The sequence below is a fragment of the Amycolatopsis umgeniensis genome (assembly GCF_014205155.1).
Taxonomy (GTDB): domain Bacteria; phylum Actinomycetota; class Actinomycetes; order Mycobacteriales; family Pseudonocardiaceae; genus Amycolatopsis; species Amycolatopsis umgeniensis.
The window spans coordinates 4,891,981-4,909,238 of record NZ_JACHMX010000001.1; the positions used below are offsets into that span (position 1 = coordinate 4,891,981).

Sequence of the window (17,258 nt, forward strand, 5' to 3'; positions counted from 1 at the left end):
CGGGCCGATCGCACCCCTGCCGTTCCCCCAAACCGGTGACGAACCACCAGGTGAACCCGATCTCGGAGAATTTCCGACTACTTTGGGTGACTTCTCGGATTTAGGACTTACCGGACACCGTCGGTGGTCTTGCCCGGTGCCGGCGGCTCCACATTCGACGGCTTCGTCGCGGTGGGAACACGCGGGGGAACGGCGGTCGTCGTCCGGCCGGGCTGCGAGGTCTTGGGGGTCGAGCGGGTCTGGCTCGGCCTCGCGGACGGCTCCCGAGGACTGACTTCCGCGGGGGGAGCCACCTCGGAAGGGGCGGGCGTGACCGGCGCCGGGGAGATGGTGGACAGTCCGGGCCCGGCGGGCTGCACCGGAGCCGTTCCCTCGCCGCCGCGGCCACCGACGGCGACCGCGCCGAACACGATCACCGCGGCCGTCGCCAGCGAACTGCCCGCCACCGCCAGCCGCTTGCGCCGTCGGCGGATCCGGCCACCCCGCTCGATGATGTCCGCCGCCCGGATGCCGAGCGGTGGCCCGCTCACCTCGTGCGAAAGCACGCTCTTGATGTCCTCGTCCATTTCCTCACCTCCCATCGCCGTGCGCTCCGCTCAAGGTCAGTTCACTGAAATGCGGTCCGAGCCGCTTGCGCAGGGTCGCCAGACCCCGCGCGCTCTGGCTCTTCACGTTGCCGGTGCTGCAGCCCAGCGCCGCGGCCGTCTCCTCGACGCTGAGATCTTCGAAGTAACGCAGTACCAGTACCGCCCGCTGCTTCGGGGCGATACCGGACAGAGCATGCCTGACCAGCATCTCCTGCTCCGTCCCGTTCGCTTCGCTCGGGACTTCCGGGAGGGCGTCGGTGAGCTTCTCCCGTTTGCGCCAGACGCGCCGATGCTCGGAGAGGAACGTCCGCAGCACGATCTTGCGCGCGTAGCCGTCGAGCGCGTCGTGCCGGGAGAGCTTCGGCCAAGCCAGGTACAGCTTCAGCAGCGCGGCCTGGGTGATGTCCTCCGCCTGATGCCAGTCCCCGCACAGGAGGTACGCGGTGGCGCGCAGGCTGTGCGCGCGCTCGCCGAAGTACCGGGCGAACTCACCGTCCCACGGCGAGCCCGTCCCGGTCTTCGACGAGCGGCTCAACGACACCTAGTTACCGGCTCCTTCGACGATCGCGGGGAGGTTCAGGTCCCCGGTCGGCCCGGCCGGGACGGCCTTGGGCACGCGGTGCTGGCCCGGCTTTTCGACGGCGGGGGTCTTCTGGGCGGGCTGCGGCGCGGCGGTGGTGGCCCGGGTCGGCTCGGCCGGCTTCGCGGTGGTGGGGGCCGGGGCCGGAGCCTGAGTGGCCGTCGGCGACGGGGCGCTCTGGTCGGCCGACGCCAGCGACGTGGTCGCGAAGGCGGCGCCGCCCGCGAGCAGCAGCGCGCCGAGGGAAAGAGCGATACGAGTACGCAAGGGTGTCTCCTCGATCCGGGCGCCGCTCATTGGCCGCGGCGCCTCACGTCGTTAGACATGCGCCTCGCCCGCCCATCGGTTGCATCGAGTTTTCCCGGATTCCGACGCACGAACGGCCGGAGACCGCAGGGGTCTCCGGCCGCCCGGTTCCACGGAAGTACTTCAGCTCGCGAGAGCGGAAAGCTTGGACCACTCGGCCCAGTCGTAAGTCCAGTCGCTGTAGTCACGCGCCCGGTTGATCTTCACCGTGCTGCCCTCGATCTCGACGGGGTCGCCCACGAGCGCGCCCGCCATGTACTCCTTGGCGTTCACCGGAGCGAGGTTCACACAGCCGTGCGAGATGTTCTTCTTGCCCTGAGCCCAGATCGAGGGCCCGTAGCCGTGGATGAACTCGCCGTTGGTCGAGAACCGCACCGCGGACGGCACGACGATGTTCTCGTAGTTGTAGCGCTCGTTGGTCATCGAGTACGTGTCGTGCTTGGACATCACCACGTGCGTGCCGCTCGGGGTGACCCGGCCCTGATCGGCGTCGAGGCCGTAGCTGGCCGCGTAGTCCGCGATCTGCTGACCGTCACGGATCACCAGGAGCCGGTGGGTCTGGGTGTTGCCCTTGACGATCTGCGAACGCCCGATCGTGAAGCTCGCCGAGCGGTCTTCCTTGCCGTACACGCCGTCGCCGATCTTGACGCCGTAGATCTTGGCGTTGAACTTCACCGTGGTGCCGGGCTGCCAGTAGGCCTTCGGCCGCCAGTGCACCGAAGTGTCGTCGTGGACCCAGGCCCACGAGCCCTCGGTCTTCGGCGTCGTCTCGACCGACAGCGCCTTCTCGACTGAGGCCTTGTCGGTGACCTTGCTCGGGAAGGTCAGCGTGATCGGCATGGCGATGCCGTACGTCTGCCCGTCGAACACGTTGATGTTCGCGCCCACCTGCTTGCGCGGCTTGACCGTGGTGAAGGCCCCGCCGACCTCGACGGGTTTGCCGTCGGTGCCGGTGGCCTTGCCGGACCACGTGTAGGCCTTGCCGTAGCCGAGCTGTTCGGTGGTGGACCAGCTCTTCTTGTCTTCGGACGGCTGGCCCGCGACCTGCTTGCCCTCCGGGTTGGTCAGGACGACCTGGTCGAGCGTGCCGTCGGCGACGCTGACCCTGATGGGCTGGCCCGGCGCGACTTCCTGCGCGCCCGCGGCCGGCTCGTACGTCAATTTGGCGGGCGCGGCCGCCTTCCCGCCGGTCTCGCTGCTGACCGGGCCGCCGCCGTCGGGCCCGCTGGCCGACACGGTCGGCTCGCTGCTGCACGCCCCCAGCGTCAGAACGGCCACCAGCCCCAGTGCCGCGATCGCCGCACGGCGGCGGGCGGATTCAGTGAACCTCAAAGCTTCCCCTTTGCTCCCCTGTACACCGACCATGACGTCCGGACCGCCCCTGAAGTTGATCCCATCGAGAGTGATGCGGGTCACAATCGGGTGATCATAGTTCACGATCGGGGCATGGCCGACTTCGGTCCGTGTCCGGCGATGAGCTGAGGTCGGCGTGCGGCGACAGGGTAGCGAGAGGGTCCGACAGAACGCGGACCGGTATACGACGTTCCGGTGACCTTGGTACTCGGGGGTGCCCAGAGTCCGATCACGGGCTTCAAATATGGCCAGATCCCGGTACTCTGCCATCAGGCCGTCGTTTTGCGTGTTCGTGGCTTCACACTCGCGGAACTTCTGACGCGAGCCATGAGCCGGTGACGCGCTCTTCGCTCGACTCGTTGGAACCGCCCGGGACGGTCTGGGTGTCGCTTCGGAGGCACTCGAAGCGGATGTGCAACGAGGAGTACAGCGGTGGCGCAAGGCACTGTGAAGTGGTTCAACGCGGAGAAGGGCTTCGGCTTCATCGCGCAGGATGGCGGCGAGGGCGACGTCTTCGTTCACTACTCGGAAATCGAGGGTCGCGGTTTCCGCACTCTCGAGGAGAATCAGCGAGTGGAGTTCGAAGTCGGTCAGGGTCAGAAGGGCCCGCAGGCCCAAAAGGTCCGCGCGATCTGAGTCCGCCCATTCGGCGTTGCTCAGACTGATCAGAAAAGGCCCCCGGCGTTCTCGCCGGGGGCCTTTTCTCTGCTTTGAAAGCTTCTTCGGTTGTGCTGTTCCGTTCCGGGGTCGACGGGGTCAGCGCGAAACGGGCTGCTCCCACGCGTCCGCGTCGAAGCGGAACTCGTCGGTGTGAGCTTCTTCGTGGCGGCGCTGCTGGGCCGAGTTGGCCTGCGACTCCCACGAGAGGCGCTCGAGGATCCATTCCTGCGCAAGCGCCTGCGGCGAAAGGTTGCGTTCCTGGGCGGCGTCCTTGAGCTGCTCCATGGCGATGAGGTTCATCCGCAGCTGGAACACCTGCGCTTCACCGAAGCGCTTGCCGGTGCCGGTGCTTTCCGGGTCGTTGTCCGGAGCGAGGGCACGAAGGTAGCTGGTGAGCTCCGTGTCTTCGACGACCGCTTCGGCCTCCTTGGTGGAGGAGTTGCGGTGACGACCGGGGTTGACCGGCTTCAAGTTCGTGCGGCTGCCGCTACGACGGCTCAAGGAAGGAAGGGGCACCGGGCCACGATAACGGTTCGGTCTCGGCAAACCAACCACAGTGAGCCACGACACACCCAAAACTTTCCCCAAACGGCCCAACTGGACCCATTCAACTTCACCCCGTGATCACTAAACGCAATCAGCAAGGTGAAGGAGAACCATTCACGCCACAGAAGTTCGGGCACTCAACCGTCACCGGTGCGGGGCTGCCAACCGCCGCCGCACGGACCCTGGGGGCTTGGGGGGTGGCCCCCCAAAACACGGAGCGACCCCCGCGCCAGGGGGAGGAACGCGGGGGTCGGAGGGGATCTCCACAGGCGCTGACCGGGGGTGTGTCAGCAAATCGATTGTTGCACGGTTTGCTGAGAAGGGCGAGTGGGCGCGGGCAGAATTCCGGTCGGGGCGCCACCTGTGGTTCGCCTGTGGTTCATGTGGCGCCGGTGTGCGCGTGGTTGCTCTGTGTTGTGCGGAGCGTGGCGACAGGTTCACTCTCCGGGGGGCTGTGTGTCGCGGCCGGCTCTGGTTAGCCTCGCGGCCAAGCTGTTCGTTGGCCGTCTGGAGGAACCATGGGTGGGTCTGTGGAAGTGCGACAGTTCCTCCTTCGGTACGAAGGTGCCGATGGGGGAAGCTCGACGACGTTGGCTGGTGGTCTGCCGGCGCAGCGCACGGGTCAGGGGGATGCCCAGCGGGTGTCCGACGACCAGGTGCGGCGTGCCCGGCTGGCGGTGGCCAACGGGGCGCTGGGTGTCGATGACTGTGTCCAGTTGCTGGACATGTTGGGGTTGACGCTGGATGAGGACGGGCAGGCGCCCGTTCAGCGCTAGTTCGTTCGCGAAGCCCGGTCGTGCGGTGTGCTCACCGCTCGGCCGGGCTTTCGTTTGCGCTTGACGCGGGGACCGCCAGTTGTGTAACACTGTTATAAATCAACCGGCGGGAAGGTGTCGGGCGAAATGGGTGACGAGGCGGCGAACGCGTTGGCGCGGGAGATCCGGGGCGCGGTGCAGGTACTGGGAGGGAAGTTCATGACCTCTCCCGAGCTCGCCGAAGTCGAGGCGGAGGTGGGCTTGCCGCCGCGGACGCTGTACTTGCGAGGGCGTTCGGCGGTGTTGGGCGACCCGCCGCCGAAGGTCGTCGCCGAGCTGTTCGGGATCTTCCCGCGGTGGCTCTTCGAGTTCGCCTTGCCGCCCGCGATGGCGGCTCTCGACGCGGCCTCCGCGGTCCGCGCCTACTCGCGGTCATCAGCGAAGTGGGCGCACGTCAACCTTTCGGACGCCGAAGATCCCGGCCGTTCGGCGGATCTGCTCTTTCGTCTCGTGTACGCCGCGGACGCGAGCGGTCTCGCGTTGTTCGCCGGATGGCAACTCGCCGAACGTCCGGAGGACACCATCGAGCGATTGGCGTTCGCGCTCATGGTCTTCCGCGAGTTTCGCGGCGGCGTCCACTTCGCGGCCCTCCGCGCGGTGGGCCTGACGGTGCCCGAGGCCGTCGTCGCGGACCCGGAAGGCGGACGAGGGCGCCTCCTGCGCACCGCGTGGCCCGAGGAGGCCGCTGACACGCTGATCGCCGCGGCGGAGGCCAAGGGCGATCTGCGGCAGCGGTGGCGGCACGCCGAGGACCTGACCGACCGGCGCGTGGCCGAACTTCTCGCCGTCACTCTCACGGATGACGAGCAAGACGAGCTTCGGCGGCGTCTTGCCGCGTTATCGCAGGTCCCGGCCCTGTGAACAACTAGAGGACCCCCTGTGTGAGAGCGGAAACGGGGGTGTCCTATAGTTATGTTCGCTCCCGGGGACACCGGAGAGCGCGGGTCGGTCGGTTCGCCGAAACCGAACCGGGCTCCCATCGTCCAGCGGCCTAGGACTCCGCCCTTTCAAGGCGGCAACGCGGGTTCGAATCCCGTTGGGAGTACGCAGTACCGTTAGCGCAGTACAGTTACAAAGCAGTATGCAAGGCCCTGTGGCGCAGTTGGTTAGCGCGTCGCCCTGTCACGGCGAAGGTCGCGGGTTCGAGTCCCGTCAGGGTCGCAAGATCGTTCGGCTCCTTGCCGGCGTTCCCGGCCAGGTAGCTCAGTTGGTACGAGCGTCCGCCTGAAAAGCGGAAGGTCGCCGGTTCGACCCCGGCCCTGGCCACCGCTCTTCGAACCGCCTCGATGCACATCGAGGCGGTTTTTTCATGCCCAGGACCCGGATGTCGAAACACACAGCCGGTACACAGGCAATCAACAGGTCCTTGCCAAGCAACGGCAGCAGTGTCGCCGCATGACGCGAGCTCGTCCCTCCAAAGCCTGGGTGATCAACGGTGCCCTGATCGTGCTGCTGGCCGGAGCAGGTTTTGGGATATATCAGGCATTCAGCCCAGAACAGAACGCGGCGGAGGCCCAGACCCGCAGCACGCCGGTTCGCCGGGCCACGGTCACCGAGACCGTCTCCGCCGCCGGGACGCTCGCGAGCGGCTACACCGGCACGGCGAACTTCGCGACGGCGGGCAAGGTCGCGTCGATCGACGTGAAGGTCGGCGATGTCGTGTCGGTGGGCCAGAAGCTCGCGACCATCGACAGCGCTCAGGCCGCGAAGGAGCTCCAGGTCGCGAAGGCGAACCTCGTGGTCGCGGGGGACAACCTCGACACCGCCGAGACGGCAGAGGACACCCCCAGCGCCGGCCAGGGCACACAGAACAGTGTCGCCTCGGCGCAGGCCAAAGTGGACCAGGCCGAACTCGACGTCCAGAACGCGCAGACGGCGCTCGACAACACCACCCTCCACGCGCCCGGCGCGGGGACGGTCACCGCGATCAGCGGCACCGTCGGACAGCAGTCCTCCAGCGGGTCCTCCTCGAGCTCGAACTCGCAGCCGTCCACGCAGGGCGGGAACAACGGCGCCTCGACGTCGTCCGCTTCTGCCAGCGGCACTGGGTTCGTCACCATCACGAACATGACCGACCTGGTCGTCGACACCTCGATCGCCGAAATCGACGTCAGCAAGGTCAAGGCCGGACAGAAGGCGACGGTGACGCTGAATTCGTCGCCGGACAAGCCGGTCCAGGCGACCGTCTCCAGCGTCGACCTGACCCCGACGACCAGCGGCAGCATCGTCTCCTACCGCACGAAACTGGCGCTGACCGATCCGCCGGAAGGCCTGCGGCCCGGCCAGTCGGCGAGCGTCGTGGTCACCGTCGCCGAGGCGCAGAACGCGCTGAGCGTGCCCGCCGCGGCGGTGCGGGGGAACGTCGTCACCGTGCGGGAGAACGGCCAGAACGTCCAGCGTCAGGTGCAGGTCGGGATCCGCGGCGAGTCGACGGTGCAGATCACCTCGGGGCTCACCGAGGGAGAGAACGTCGTGCTGACCGCGACGGCCGCCACGAGCACCGGGCGGACGGGCGGCACCGGCGGGCTTCCCGGAGGCGGGACCGGAGGCTTCCCCGGCGGCGGCCAGCGAGGCACCGGTGCAGGAGGCGGTCGGGGATGAATCCGGTGATCGCGGTCTCCGGGCTGCGCAAGACCTACGGGGAAGGGGAAACCGCCGTGCACGCGTTGCGCGGCGTCGACCTCGCCATCCTGCCCGGCGAGTACGTCGCGATCATGGGCGCTTCCGGTTCGGGCAAGTCGACGCTGCTGAACATGCTCGGCTGCCTGGACGTGCCGACCTCGGGGGAGTACCTGCTCGACGGATTCGGTGTCGGCGAACTCAACGAACGTCAGCTGGCGTTGCTGCGCAATCGCAAGATCGGCTTCGTCTTCCAGTCGTTCAACCTGGTCCCTCGGACGTCCGCGGTGTCCAATGTGGAGCTTCCCTTGGTCTACAGTGGACTCCGCCGGTCGGTGCGCCGTGAGCGCGCGCTCGCCGCGCTGGAGATGGTCGGCCTGTCCGATCGTGCCAAGCATCTGCCCAGCGAGCTGTCCGGCGGGCAGATCCAGCGGGTCGCCGTGGCGCGGGCACTGGTCACCGGGCCCGCGATGCTGCTGGCCGACGAGCCCACCGGCAACCTCGACCGCCGCAGCACCGCGGACGTCCTCGGGGTGTTCGACCGGTTGAACCGGCTCGGCCGCACCATCGTGGTGATCACGCACGAGGACGAGGTCGCCGCGCACGCCCGCCGCGTGGTCCGTGTCGACGACGGGCTGATCGTCTCCGACGAGTTGTCCGGTATGGCTGGAGCGGCGTCGTGAACTTCCTGGAGATCCTGCGGTTCGCGATCCGCGGTCTCACCGCGAACAAACTGCGCTCGGCGCTCACCACCCTCGGCATCACCATCGGTGTGGCGGCGGTGATCCTGCTCGTCGCCGTCGGAAACGGTGCCTCCGCCGCCATCGCGGCGAGTATCCAGGGGCTCGGCACCAACGTCGTCAACGTCTCGCCGGCGCGCGGCGGCGGCCAGAGCGCGACGGCTCGCCCGTTGACGGTGCAGGACGCGCACGCGCTCGTCGACCCGATCGGCGCGCCGGACGTCAAGGCGGCGTCGCCCGTGGTCACCACGACGGCCACCGCGACCCGTGGGCAGACGTCGTACGACATCTCGAGCGTCGTGGGCACCGAGCCCGCGTATTTCACCACGACCAACAAGGAGATCGCCGACGGCGCGCTGTTCACCGCCGAGGACGTCACGGCCGCGCGGAAGGTCGTCGTCCTCGGTGCCACGGCTGCTCAATCGATCTTCGGCACGGCCGAGCCTGTCGGCGGGAGCGTGTTGCTCAACGGTATCCAGTTCACCGTCGCCGGAGTGCTGAAAGCCCAGGGGAGCACCGGGCCGCAGAACGTCGACGACGTCGCGATCGCGCCGATCTCGGCGGTGCAGAACTCCTTGGCGGGCTACGGAAGCCTGAGCCAGATCGCCGTGCAGGCGACCGGCGCGGACTCGGTTTCCCTCGCCCAGGCTGAAATCACCGCGATCCTCGACGCGCGGCACGGGATCCGCACGGGCGCCACCGCCGACTACCAGATCCAGAACTCCGAGCAACTGCTCGCGACCCGCACCTCGGCCACCGAGACGTTCACCGTGCTGCTCGCGGCCGTCGCGGCGATCTCGCTGCTGGTCGGCGGGATCGGCGTCACCAACATCATGCTGGTGACCGTGACCGAGCGGATCCGCGAGATCGGCATCCGCAAGGCGGTCGGCGCCCCGCGATCGGCCATTCTCGGCCAGTTCCTCGCCGAAGCGACCATGCTCAGCCTGTTCGGCGGGTTGCTCGGCGTCGCGATCGGGCTGATCGGCAGCCGGTTCACCGTTTCCGGGATCCAGCCGGTCGTGGTGCCGTCCTCGATCTTCCTGGCCTTCGCGGTTTCCGCCCTCATCGGGCTGTTCTTCGGGGTCTTCCCAGCGAACCGGGCCGCGAAGCTGCGGCCGATCAACGCCCTGCGTCACGAATAGGAGTTTCGATGCCGTCAACTGAACCGACCGCGGAGGAGATCGTCGCGGGTCCGGCGGTGACCGGTGATCTCCACGGCGAGATGCGCCGCGCCGCACGGCCGTTCTCCCGGACGACGCAGGTGCTGGCCGGTCTGGTCGTGCTGGCGGCCGTGTTCGCCGGGGGCGCCTCGACACACGCGGCGTTCGGTTCGACCTCGGCCCCGGCGCCCGCCCGCCAGGCCGCCGCGCCCAGCGGCCAAGGGCAGCCGGGTGGCCTCCGTGGTGCGGCGGGACGCGGCACCACGGGCACGATCGACCGCGTCGACGGGGCCAAGGTCTACGTCAAGAACGCGCAGGGTAGTGAGGTCACGGTGTCCACGACGGACGACACGACCATCGGCGTGACGCAGGCGGGCAAGCTGTCCGACCTGAAACCGGGCTCGACGGTCGTCGTCCAGGGGCAGGCGGGTGAGGACGGGACGGTGGCCGCGCGGTCCATCACCCAGGAGGCGGGACGATGATCTTGACCTCCATCTAGGTGGAGGTGTCAGGCTGGAGCCATGACACTCGCAGCTGAAAAGGTCGACGAATGGACCGTCGACACCCTCGATCTCGACGCGTACCTCGGCCGGATCGGCCAGGACCGGGCGAAGCCTTCCGCCGCCGCGTTGCGTGAACTGGCGAAGGCGCACGTCCTGGCCGTCCCGTTCGAGAACGTCGACGTCGTTTTGGAGCAGCACAAAGGGATCGCGCTCGACGACGTGATCGGCAAGCTCGTCCGCCGTCATCGCGGCGGCTACTGCTACGAGCACGGCAGCCTCTTCGCCGCGGCCGCCGAGAAACTCGGCTACCCCGTGCGCCGGTTGGTCGCGCGAGTCCAGCCGCAGAAGAACGGCCCGTACACGCATATGACGCTCGCGATCGAGGCCGACGGTGTCCAGCACCTCGTCGACGTCGGTTTCGGCGCCGGGATGCTGGTGCCGATGCCGCTGGTCGACGGCGCCGTGGTGGATCAGGCGGGGTGGCCGCACCGGCTCGTCGCCGACGGCGACTGGTGGCGCCTGCAGAAGAAGGAAGACAGCGACTGGACCGACCTGCACGCCTTCACTCTCACGCCGATGCACCGGATCGACTACGAGGTGTACCACCACTACACGTCGACGCATCCGCGTTCGCCGTTCACCGGTCAGCTGGTGGTCATGCGCCTCGAGGAAGGGCTCAGCCGCAAGCTGGTCGGCACCGAGTTCATCGTCGAGCGCCCGGACGGGACCAAGGAGACCACCCCGGTCCCTCCCGAGCGGCTCGACGCGACACTGCGCGAGCTCGACGTCGTGCTGACCGAGGAGGAACTCGCGAAGCTGCTGACGATCTACCGGGGCTGAGAGGTCAGAGCTCGAATTCCGCGCGCTTGTCCTCGGGCACGAGATCCTCGTACTCGCGGTGCTTCGCGATGAACGAACGCACGTACGGGCAGTAGGGCAGGACGGACCTGCCCTGCGACCGGACGTCATCGAGCGCGGCGGTCACGAGCTTGCCCGCGAGGCCTTGTCCCGCGAAGTCGTCCGAGATCTCGGTGTGCAGGAACAGAATCGCGTCCGGCCGGGTACGGGTTTCCAGGAACCCGGCGGGCTTCCCGTCCACGACGATGTCGTAGCGGTCTTCTCCGGACTTGATCTCGACACTCATTCAACCGCTCCGAAAAGTTGGTCAGGGGGCGCGGGGCGACCCAAGTGGAAGCCCTGCGCCTGGTCACAGCGCAGCTCACGCAGGACGATGAGCTGATCTTCGTCTTCGACACCTTCGGCGACGACGATCAGGTCGACGGCGTGCGCCATCGCGATGATGCTCTTGACGATCGCGGCGGCGTCGCGCGACTCCGCGATGCCGGTGACGAAGGTGCGGTCGATCTTGAGCGTGTCCAGCGGGAGCCGTTGCAGCTGCGCGAGCGACGAATAACCGGTGCCGAAGTCGTCGATCGCCAGCGAGACCCCGAGATCGCGCAACGACGTGAGGACTTCCGCGGCCGCGGCCTGATCCCGCATCAGCGCGCTTTCGGTGACCTCCAAGGTCAGCGCGTGCGGCGGGAGCCCGGTGGTCTTCATCGCGTCCTGCACCGTGGGCACCAGATGCGGGTCGTCCAGCTGCCGGGCCGACAGGTTGACCTTGAGATTCAGGTCGATGCCGAGCTGTTCGCGGCGTTTGGCGATCTCGCGTGTGGTCGTGCGCAGGACGTACTTGCCGATCAGGTTGATCAGGTCGCTTTCCTCGGCCAGCGGGATGAATTCGGCGGGCGAGATCGTGCCGTGCACGGGATGTTTCCAGCGCAGCAACGCTTCCACGGCGACCATCTCACCGGATTCGATGTCGACCACGGGCTGATACGCCGTCCAGAGTTCCTCGTTCTGCAGTGCGTCGCGCAGATCCTGCTCCATGCGGAGCCGCCGCTGCATCCGCTCGCGCAGCTCGACGTCGAAGAACTCGTAACGCGCGCGGCCGAGCGTTTTCGCCTGGTACATGGCGACATCCGCGTCCCGCAGCAGATCTTCGGCGGTCCGGGTGTCGTCGTTGGCCGCGGTGACGATGCCGATGCTGGCGTCGATGTGCAGTTGCCTGCCGTTGACCGTGATCGGTTCGGTCAGCGCCTCGCGCAGATGCTCGGCCAGCGCCTTGATCTCGCCCGGTTCGGTGATCTCCGCGGTGACGACGACGAATTCGTCGCCGCCGAGCCTGCCGACGAGGTCGCTCTCGCCGATACCCCGGCGCAGCCGCTCGCCGACGATGCGGAGCACCTTGTCGCCGACGGAATGCCCGAGGGAATCGTTGATCACCTTGAACTTGTCGAGGTCGATGAACAGCAGCGTGGTCAGCTCGGCGCGGCCGGCGCCCGACAGCGCCTCGGCGAGACTGTCCAGCACCAGCGTCCGGTTCGCGAGTTCGGTGAGCGGATCGTGCGTCGCCTCGTGGGCGAGCCGCTCGCCGATGGCGCGGCGTTCGGTGATGTCGGTGAACGACGTGACCACCGCGGTGGCCGACGGGTCTTCCGGGGTCAGCAGCCGCGAGGTCAGCGAGATCCAGACGTCGCCGCCGTCGGGCCTGCGCAGCCGCAGCACGAGGCCGTTCTGCGTGACCCGGGTGCGCCTGGTCAGCACCGACGGCATCCGCGCGGGCGGGAGGCGGCCCTGTTCGTCGTACAGCTCCAGCGTCACGCACGGGATGCCGATGAGATCGTCGTGGTCGACGCCGATGATCCGGCACGCCGCCGGATTGGCCGATTCGATGAGCCCGCCGGGGCCGATCACGACCACGCCTTCGTCGAGCGACGCGACCACGGTGCTGTAGTGCTGCTCGGCACGCCGCCGGGCCGTCTCGTCGGCGCAGACCAGGACGAAACCGTCGTTCATCTCCGCGGCCGAGATGCGGATGGCCAAGGTTGAGCCGTTGCGGTGGCGGTGGGTCGTCCGCATGACGCCGCCCTTGCGCAGCACCGTTTCCGGGTCGAGCGCGGCGCCGACGAGGTAGCTCACCGTGCCGCCGATCGCCTCGCCCGCCGTCCAGCCGTAGACGTTCTCCGCGGCGGGGTTCCAGCTGGTCACCACGCCGGTCCTGCTGGTCGCGATGATCGCGTCGCTGACGTGGCTGATCAGCGCGGCCTGGTAGCGAAGGGTCGCTTCGGCGGCCTTCTGCGCGCTGATGTCGCGCATGATGACCTGGAAAGCGGGCCTGCCCTCCCAGGTCGTCCGCACGGAAATGCTCTGGACCAGGTATTTCGCGCCGTCGAGGCGGAGCATGACGGTGTCGGCCGGGTCGGTCGACGCGCCCTGCCGGTGGAGTGACGCGATCCTGTCCAGCAGGGCCGGAAGCGACTCGTCGGCGACGAAGTCCATGATCGGCCGCCCGATCAGCTCCGCGGTCGAGGACGCGCCGAGCGCGGTGACAGCGGCCCTGTTCACGTACGTGACGACGCCGGCTTCGTGGACACAGACCGCGTCTGGGCTGAGTTCCACCAAGAGCCGGTAACGGTCAGTGAGATCCTCGAGGGCTTGCCGGTTCTCGCGGACGTCGGTCACGTCGGTGGCGATCCCGAGCAGCCCCGTGGAGCCGTTCTCGTCGCCGAGGGTGCGGGCACGCAGGCGAAGCCAGCGGAGTTCGCCCGCCGGGTTCCGGAACGACTGCTCGAGCTCGAACTCGCGCCAAGGCGGTGATGTGCGGGTGCCGGAGGTCAGCGGTGCGACCAGATCGGCGAGCCGGGATTCGATGTCGGCTTCGGTGACACCCAGCAGGTTCTCCAGTCCTGGCAGCCAGGACAGCGTCTCGCTCCCGAAATCGTACGACCAGATGGCGGCGTGGTCGCCCGCGAGGCCGAGATCGCCGACCGGCTCGTTTCCGAGCGGCGCGCCTGTCGGATGACCGGAATTTCCGGCTCCCGGCACGGCGAGGGCGTCAGCCTCCATGATCCGTCCGAACCCCCTCTTCCGGTGCTGGCACCGTCGATTACACCACCCGCGGAGGGCGCTGTATACGCGAACCGAAGGGCGACCACCGCAGATATGCGCGAAAGCATATGAATACACGCTGTGTGACTGGCACCCACTAGTGTCTTCCATCGGGTGAATAATTTTTGGTTAACTTCACCCATTCGGCGGTGAGTTGCGGTAAAACTACGGTTCGCTCGTTCCCGGTGCGAAAGGTCTCAGCTGGTGGATGACGACGACGTTTCGGTCGCCGACCTGCTCATTCGCGAGGGCTGGGACGACCACGAGGAGTCACGGGCAAAGTCACGCTGGAGAGTTATCGCGGTGGTGATCGCCGTGGTCGTCGCATGCGGCGCGGCCGGTGTTCTCGTCGGGTTCGACCCGGATCCGGAACAGAACGCGCAGCCGAACAACATCAGCGTCATCGAGATGCCGAAGCGACCCTCGGAAAACCGAGGGGCCGACGCGACGTCCGCGGTCCCGACCACCGAGACGGTCGGAACCGGCGCGAGCGGCGACGGAGAGACCTCGTCGCAGCCCAGCAAGACGACGTCCAGCAGGCGCACGTCGAGTTCGGCCACGTCGACGTCCGATTCCCCGGACGATCCGCCGCCGACGCAGACCTCCTCGCGCGGTCCGGCGGACCCGCCGCGCACGACCGGCTCCACCGGCGCTCCGCAGCCGCCCAACCCGAATCCGCCGACGGCGCCGTCCACGACGCCCACCGAAGAGTGCAACCTGTGGCCGAAATGGCTCTGGTGCTAGGGAGCCTTCAGTAGATCCGGCTCCCGGCGCTTGCCGAGGTGGTTGAACAGCAGGTTGAGGGTGAAGGCGACGATCGCGGCGACCGTGATCGGGCTGCCGCAGATGGTCTGAAGCCACGCCGGGAAGTGCTGGAAGAAGATCGAGTTGCCGAACTGATTCGTGGAGAACGCCGGCAGCAGGCCGACGCCGAACGACACCGCGACGATGAAAGTGTTGTGGTTGCCGGAGAAGTCCACCTTCTTCAGATTCTGCACGCCGACCACGGCGACCATCGCGAACATGACCACCGCGACGGCGCCGATCACCGGCTCCGGCACGGCCGCGACGAAGGCGCCGACCTTCGGCACCAGGCCCATCAGCACCAGCAGGCCTCCCGTCATCGCGACCACCCACCGGCTGCGCACCCCGGTCATCTGCACGAGACCGACGTTCTGTGCGAAAGCCGTGTCCGGGAACGAGTTCATCGCGCCGCCGAGGATGGCCGAGAGACCGTCAGTGGCGAGACCGCGCGCGAGGTCGGAGTCCGTCGGCGGCCGCCCGGTGATCTCGCCGACCGCGACCAGGTCCGCGGTGGATTCGGTGTAGGTCACCAGCATCACGACGCACATCGAGAGCATGGCCGCGATCGGGAAGGTCGGCGGGCCGAAGTGGAACGGCGACGCGAGGCCGAACCAGTCGGCGTCGGCGATGCCCTTGAAGCTCACCAGGCCCATCGGGATGGCCGCGACCAGGCCGATCAGGAGTGCCAGCAGCGGCCCGATCTGGTTCGCGAAGCCGTGCAGGACCCGCGTGAACAGCACGATCACCGCGATCACGCCGAACGCGAGCGCGATGTTCGCGGGTTCGGCGTAATCCGGCGAGCCGGTGTCGTGGCCGGCGATGAGGCCGACGCCGGGGGCGATGAGCGAGATGCCGATGACGACCAGCAGCGTGCCCGAAACCAGCGGCGGGAAGAACCGGATCATCTTCGCGAAGGGTTTGGCGATGAGCAGGCCGAACACGCCCGACGCGATCATCGCGCCGTAGACGGCCTGCATGCCGTACTGGGAGGCGATCATGATCATCGGGTTGACCACGGTGAACGTCGCGCCCGCCACCACCGGCAGCCGGATGCCGAAGATCCTGCCGATCCCGATCGCCTGTATCAGCGTCGCGATCCCCGCGACCAGCAGATCGGCGTTGACCAGCAGCGCGATCGTCGCCGCGTCCAGTTTCAGGGCGCTGCCCACGACGAGCGGGACGGCCACCGAGCCCGCGTACATGATCGACATGTGCTGCAGGCCGAGCAATGTCAGCTTCGGCAGCGGCGGGCGGGCGTCGACCGGATGGATCTCGGGCTGGGTCATGGAACCGCCTCCTCACGTGCGGGAACGCCAACCGTAGCGCCTTCGCCGCGTGAGGATCACGTCGCGAAAGGGCGGTTGAAAGGGCCGGAGCTGTGTTGAATGGACACCGGGTACAACGGAAAGGAGCGCCGATGGAGACCGTCCTCGTCGTAGGGGCCGGGCAGAGCGGGTTCGGAGTCGCGACCTCGCTGCGGGACAAGGGGTTCGACGGGCGGGTGGTGCTGATCGGCGACGAACCCGGCCTGCCGTACCAACGGCCTCCGCTGTCGAAGGGCTACCTCGCCGGAACCGCGGGTGACGCTCAGCTGCGCCTGAGGCCCGAGGACTTCTTCGCGGAGAAGGGCATCGAACTGATCCCGGGCCGCGTCGCGTCGGTGGATCGCGACGGCGCGAAGGTGGTGCTCGAAGACGGGAGTGCCCACGAGTACGACCACCTCGTGCTGGCGACGGGTGCGGCCAATCGTGTGCTGCCGGTCCCCGGGTCCACTTTGGACGGTGTGTTCACCTTGCGCACCAAGGACGACGCCGACGTCTTGCGTGCTGCCCTGGAAAACGCGGAGAACGTCGTCGTGGTCGGGGGCGGGTTCATCGGGCTCGAATTCGCCGCGCACGCCGGGCGGCCCGTGACGATCGTCGAAGCGCAGGACAGGCTGATGGCCCGCGTCGCGACCCCGGAGGTCTCGGCGTACTTCGCCGCTCTGCACGAGGGAGCCGGGCACACGATCCTGCTCGGCAAGGGTGTCGCGGCGTTGCACGGCGACGGCCGGGTGGCCGAGGTGGAACTGAGTGACGGCGGACGCCTGCCCGCCGATCTGGTGCTGGTCGGGGTCGGCGTGGAACCGCGGACGCGGCTGGCGGAGGAAGCCGGGCTCGCCGTCGCGAACGGTGTCGTCGTCGACGAGCACCTCCGCACGAGCGACCCGAAGATCTCGGCTGTCGGGGACTGCGCGAACTTCCCGTGCGTCCAGGCGGGGACGGCGACGCGACTGGAGTCGGTGCAGAACGCCGTCGACCAGGGACGGGCGGCGGCCGCCGCCATCGCGGGCGAACCCGCGCCCTACGACAGCCTGCCGTGGTTCTGGACCGACCAGCTCGGCGCGAAACTGCAGATCGCCGGGATCCTGACCGGGGCCGAAAAGGTCGTCGTGACCGGGGACCGGGAAGGCGGGAAGTTCTCGGTGCTGTCGTTCCGGGACGGCGTGCTCGCCGGTGTCGAATCGGTGAACCGGCCGCCGGACCACATCGCCGCGCGCCGCCTGTTCGCCGCGGATCCGGCGCCGCGGTTCGAGACGCTGGAGGCCAACGGGTTCGACCTCAAGGCGACTTTCGCGGCTACCCGGGGGTGACG

18 protein-coding genes and 3 tRNA genes are annotated in these 17,258 nt (G+C 68.1%); 13 read left to right on the forward strand and 8 right to left on the reverse strand.

Features of this window, described 5'->3' with window-relative positions:
• Window positions 1–107 precede the first annotated feature (107 nt).
• The 4 genes from HDA45_RS23065 to HDA45_RS23080 all read right to left on the reverse strand — a co-directional run bounded on the left by HDA45_RS23065 (window position 108) and on the right by HDA45_RS23080 (window position 2,838).
• The gene (locus HDA45_RS23065) at window positions 108–566 is read right to left on the reverse strand and encodes a hypothetical protein (RefSeq protein WP_246480765.1); all 459 of its coding nucleotides are present in this window, start codon (window positions 564–566) and stop codon (window positions 108–110) included.
• Window positions 567–570: 4 nt separating this feature from the next.
• On the reverse strand, window positions 571–1,128 hold the full coding sequence (locus HDA45_RS23070; RefSeq protein WP_184898577.1) for a SigE family RNA polymerase sigma factor: 558 nt from the start codon (window positions 1,126–1,128) through the stop codon (window positions 571–573).
• Window positions 1,129–1,464 carry a hypothetical protein gene (locus HDA45_RS23075; RefSeq protein ID WP_184898579.1) on the reverse strand — a complete coding sequence of 112 codons (336 nt, stop codon included), beginning with the start codon at window positions 1,462–1,464 and terminating at the stop codon, window positions 1,129–1,131.
• A gap of 132 nt (window positions 1,465–1,596) precedes the next feature.
• Window positions 1,597–2,838, reverse strand: a complete 1,242-nt coding sequence (locus tag HDA45_RS23080) for a L,D-transpeptidase (RefSeq protein WP_184905937.1) — start codon at window positions 2,836–2,838, stop codon at window positions 1,597–1,599.
• A gap of 420 nt (window positions 2,839–3,258) precedes the next feature.
• Between HDA45_RS23080 and HDA45_RS23085 the strand changes: the two genes are divergently transcribed.
• Complete coding sequence (locus HDA45_RS23085; RefSeq protein ID WP_003097368.1) at window positions 3,259–3,462, forward strand: cold-shock protein; 204 nt, start codon at window positions 3,259–3,261, stop codon at window positions 3,460–3,462.
• A gap of 120 nt (window positions 3,463–3,582) precedes the next feature.
• On the opposite strand, the gene HDA45_RS23090 is transcribed toward HDA45_RS23085, so the two are convergent.
• Window positions 3,583–4,002 carry a hypothetical protein gene (locus tag HDA45_RS23090; protein WP_184898581.1) on the reverse strand — a complete coding sequence of 140 codons (420 nt, stop codon included), beginning with the start codon at window positions 4,000–4,002 and terminating at the stop codon, window positions 3,583–3,585.
• A gap of 548 nt (window positions 4,003–4,550) precedes the next feature.
• On the opposite strand from HDA45_RS23090, the gene HDA45_RS23095 reads away from it, so the two are divergent.
• The 10 genes from HDA45_RS23095 (at window position 4,551) to HDA45_RS23140 (ending at window position 10,709) form a co-directional block, all read left to right on the forward strand.
• Window positions 4,551–4,808, forward strand: a complete 258-nt coding sequence (locus HDA45_RS23095; protein WP_020633070.1) for a hypothetical protein — start codon at window positions 4,551–4,553, stop codon at window positions 4,806–4,808.
• Between the two features lie 126 nt (window positions 4,809–4,934).
• The gene (locus HDA45_RS23100; protein WP_184898583.1) at window positions 4,935–5,708 is read left to right on the forward strand and encodes an SCO6745 family protein; all 774 of its coding nucleotides are present in this window, start codon (window positions 4,935–4,937) and stop codon (window positions 5,706–5,708) included.
• Between the two features lie 111 nt (window positions 5,709–5,819).
• Window positions 5,820–5,892: transfer RNA gene (locus tag HDA45_RS23105), tRNA-Glu, on the forward strand.
• A 42-nt stretch (window positions 5,893–5,934) separates the two neighbouring features.
• Window positions 5,935–6,008, forward strand: a tRNA-Asp gene (locus tag HDA45_RS23110).
• 31 nt (window positions 6,009–6,039) lie between these two features.
• Window positions 6,040–6,113: transfer RNA gene (locus HDA45_RS23115), tRNA-Phe, on the forward strand.
• A gap of 129 nt (window positions 6,114–6,242) precedes the next feature.
• Window positions 6,243–7,448: an efflux RND transporter periplasmic adaptor subunit gene (locus HDA45_RS23120; protein ID WP_184898585.1), complete on the forward strand. Its 1,206-nt coding sequence runs from the start codon at window positions 6,243–6,245 to the stop codon at window positions 7,446–7,448.
• A complete protein-coding gene (locus tag HDA45_RS23125; RefSeq protein ID WP_184898587.1) occupies window positions 7,445–8,149 on the forward strand; it encodes an ABC transporter ATP-binding protein in 705 nt (234 codons plus the stop codon). Before HDA45_RS23120 ends, HDA45_RS23125 begins: the two co-directional genes overlap by 4 nt.
• A complete protein-coding gene (locus HDA45_RS23130) occupies window positions 8,146–9,348 on the forward strand; it encodes an ABC transporter permease (protein ID WP_184898589.1) in 1,203 nt (400 codons plus the stop codon). The genes HDA45_RS23125 and HDA45_RS23130 overlap by 4 nt, the downstream gene beginning before the upstream one ends.
• An 8-nt stretch (window positions 9,349–9,356) precedes the next feature.
• Window positions 9,357–9,848, forward strand: a complete 492-nt coding sequence (locus HDA45_RS23135) for a hypothetical protein (protein ID WP_184898591.1) — start codon at window positions 9,357–9,359, stop codon at window positions 9,846–9,848.
• Between the two features lie 39 nt (window positions 9,849–9,887).
• Complete coding sequence (locus HDA45_RS23140) at window positions 9,888–10,709, forward strand: arylamine N-acetyltransferase family protein (protein ID WP_184898593.1); 822 nt, start codon at window positions 9,888–9,890, stop codon at window positions 10,707–10,709.
• A 4-nt stretch (window positions 10,710–10,713) separates the two neighbouring features.
• Here the strand turns inward: HDA45_RS23140 and HDA45_RS23145 are convergent, their stop codons facing one another.
• Window positions 10,714–11,013 (reverse strand): GNAT family N-acetyltransferase, encoded by a 300-nt coding sequence (locus HDA45_RS23145; RefSeq protein ID WP_184898595.1) that lies wholly within the window; start codon window positions 11,011–11,013, stop codon window positions 10,714–10,716.
• The gene (locus HDA45_RS23150) at window positions 11,010–13,778 is read right to left on the reverse strand and encodes a sensor domain-containing protein (protein ID WP_184898597.1); all 2,769 of its coding nucleotides are present in this window, start codon (window positions 13,776–13,778) and stop codon (window positions 11,010–11,012) included. The genes HDA45_RS23145 and HDA45_RS23150 overlap by 4 nt, the downstream gene beginning before the upstream one ends.
• A gap of 246 nt (window positions 13,779–14,024) precedes the next feature.
• On the opposite strand from HDA45_RS23150, the gene HDA45_RS23155 reads away from it, so the two are divergent.
• Complete coding sequence (locus HDA45_RS23155) at window positions 14,025–14,564, forward strand: serine/threonine protein kinase (RefSeq protein ID WP_184898599.1); 540 nt, start codon at window positions 14,025–14,027, stop codon at window positions 14,562–14,564.
• On the opposite strand, the gene HDA45_RS23160 is transcribed toward HDA45_RS23155, so the two are convergent.
• Window positions 14,561–15,910 (reverse strand): nucleobase:cation symporter-2 family protein, encoded by a 1,350-nt coding sequence (locus HDA45_RS23160; RefSeq protein WP_184898601.1) that lies wholly within the window; start codon window positions 15,908–15,910, stop codon window positions 14,561–14,563. The two genes, HDA45_RS23155 and HDA45_RS23160, sit on opposite strands and share 4 nt — an antisense overlap.
• Before the next feature lie 131 nt (window positions 15,911–16,041).
• Here HDA45_RS23160 and HDA45_RS23165 point away from each other — a divergent pair, with 131 nt between their 5' ends.
• Window positions 16,042–17,256: an NAD(P)/FAD-dependent oxidoreductase gene (locus tag HDA45_RS23165; protein ID WP_184898603.1), complete on the forward strand. Its 1,215-nt coding sequence runs from the start codon at window positions 16,042–16,044 to the stop codon at window positions 17,254–17,256.
• Window positions 17,257–17,258 lie beyond the last annotated feature (2 nt).

Bases quoted from the DNA above. Each gene is read 5' to 3' on its own strand.
- HDA45_RS23065 (WP_246480765.1), bottom strand. From the start codon at position 566: ATGGACGAGGACATCAAGAGCGTGCTTTCGCACGAGGTGAGCGGGCCA.
- HDA45_RS23075 (WP_184898579.1), bottom strand. From the start codon at position 1,464: ATGAGCGGCGCCCGGATCGAGGAGACACCCTTGCGTACTCGTATCGCT.
- HDA45_RS23080 (WP_184905937.1), bottom strand. From the start codon at position 2,838: ATGGTCGGTGTACAGGGGAGCAAAGGGGAAGCTTTGAGGTTCACTGAA.
- HDA45_RS23095 (WP_020633070.1), top strand. From the start codon at position 4,551: ATGGGTGGGTCTGTGGAAGTGCGACAGTTCCTCCTTCGGTACGAAGGT.
- HDA45_RS23100 (WP_184898583.1), top strand. From the start codon at position 4,935: ATGGGTGACGAGGCGGCGAACGCGTTGGCGCGGGAGATCCGGGGCGCG.
- HDA45_RS23120 (WP_184898585.1), top strand. From the start codon at position 6,243: ATGACGCGAGCTCGTCCCTCCAAAGCCTGGGTGATCAACGGTGCCCTG.
- HDA45_RS23125 (WP_184898587.1), top strand. From the start codon at position 7,445: ATGAATCCGGTGATCGCGGTCTCCGGGCTGCGCAAGACCTACGGGGAA.
- HDA45_RS23135 (WP_184898591.1), top strand. From the start codon at position 9,357: ATGCCGTCAACTGAACCGACCGCGGAGGAGATCGTCGCGGGTCCGGCG.
- HDA45_RS23140 (WP_184898593.1), top strand. From the start codon at position 9,888: ATGACACTCGCAGCTGAAAAGGTCGACGAATGGACCGTCGACACCCTC.
- HDA45_RS23145 (WP_184898595.1), bottom strand. From the start codon at position 11,013: ATGAGTGTCGAGATCAAGTCCGGAGAAGACCGCTACGACATCGTCGTG.
- HDA45_RS23150 (WP_184898597.1), bottom strand. From the start codon at position 13,778: ATGGAGGCTGACGCCCTCGCCGTGCCGGGAGCCGGAAATTCCGGTCAT.
- HDA45_RS23160 (WP_184898601.1), bottom strand. From the start codon at position 15,910: ATGACCCAGCCCGAGATCCATCCGGTCGACGCCCGCCCGCCGCTGCCG.
- HDA45_RS23165 (WP_184898603.1), top strand. From the start codon at position 16,042: ATGGAGACCGTCCTCGTCGTAGGGGCCGGGCAGAGCGGGTTCGGAGTC.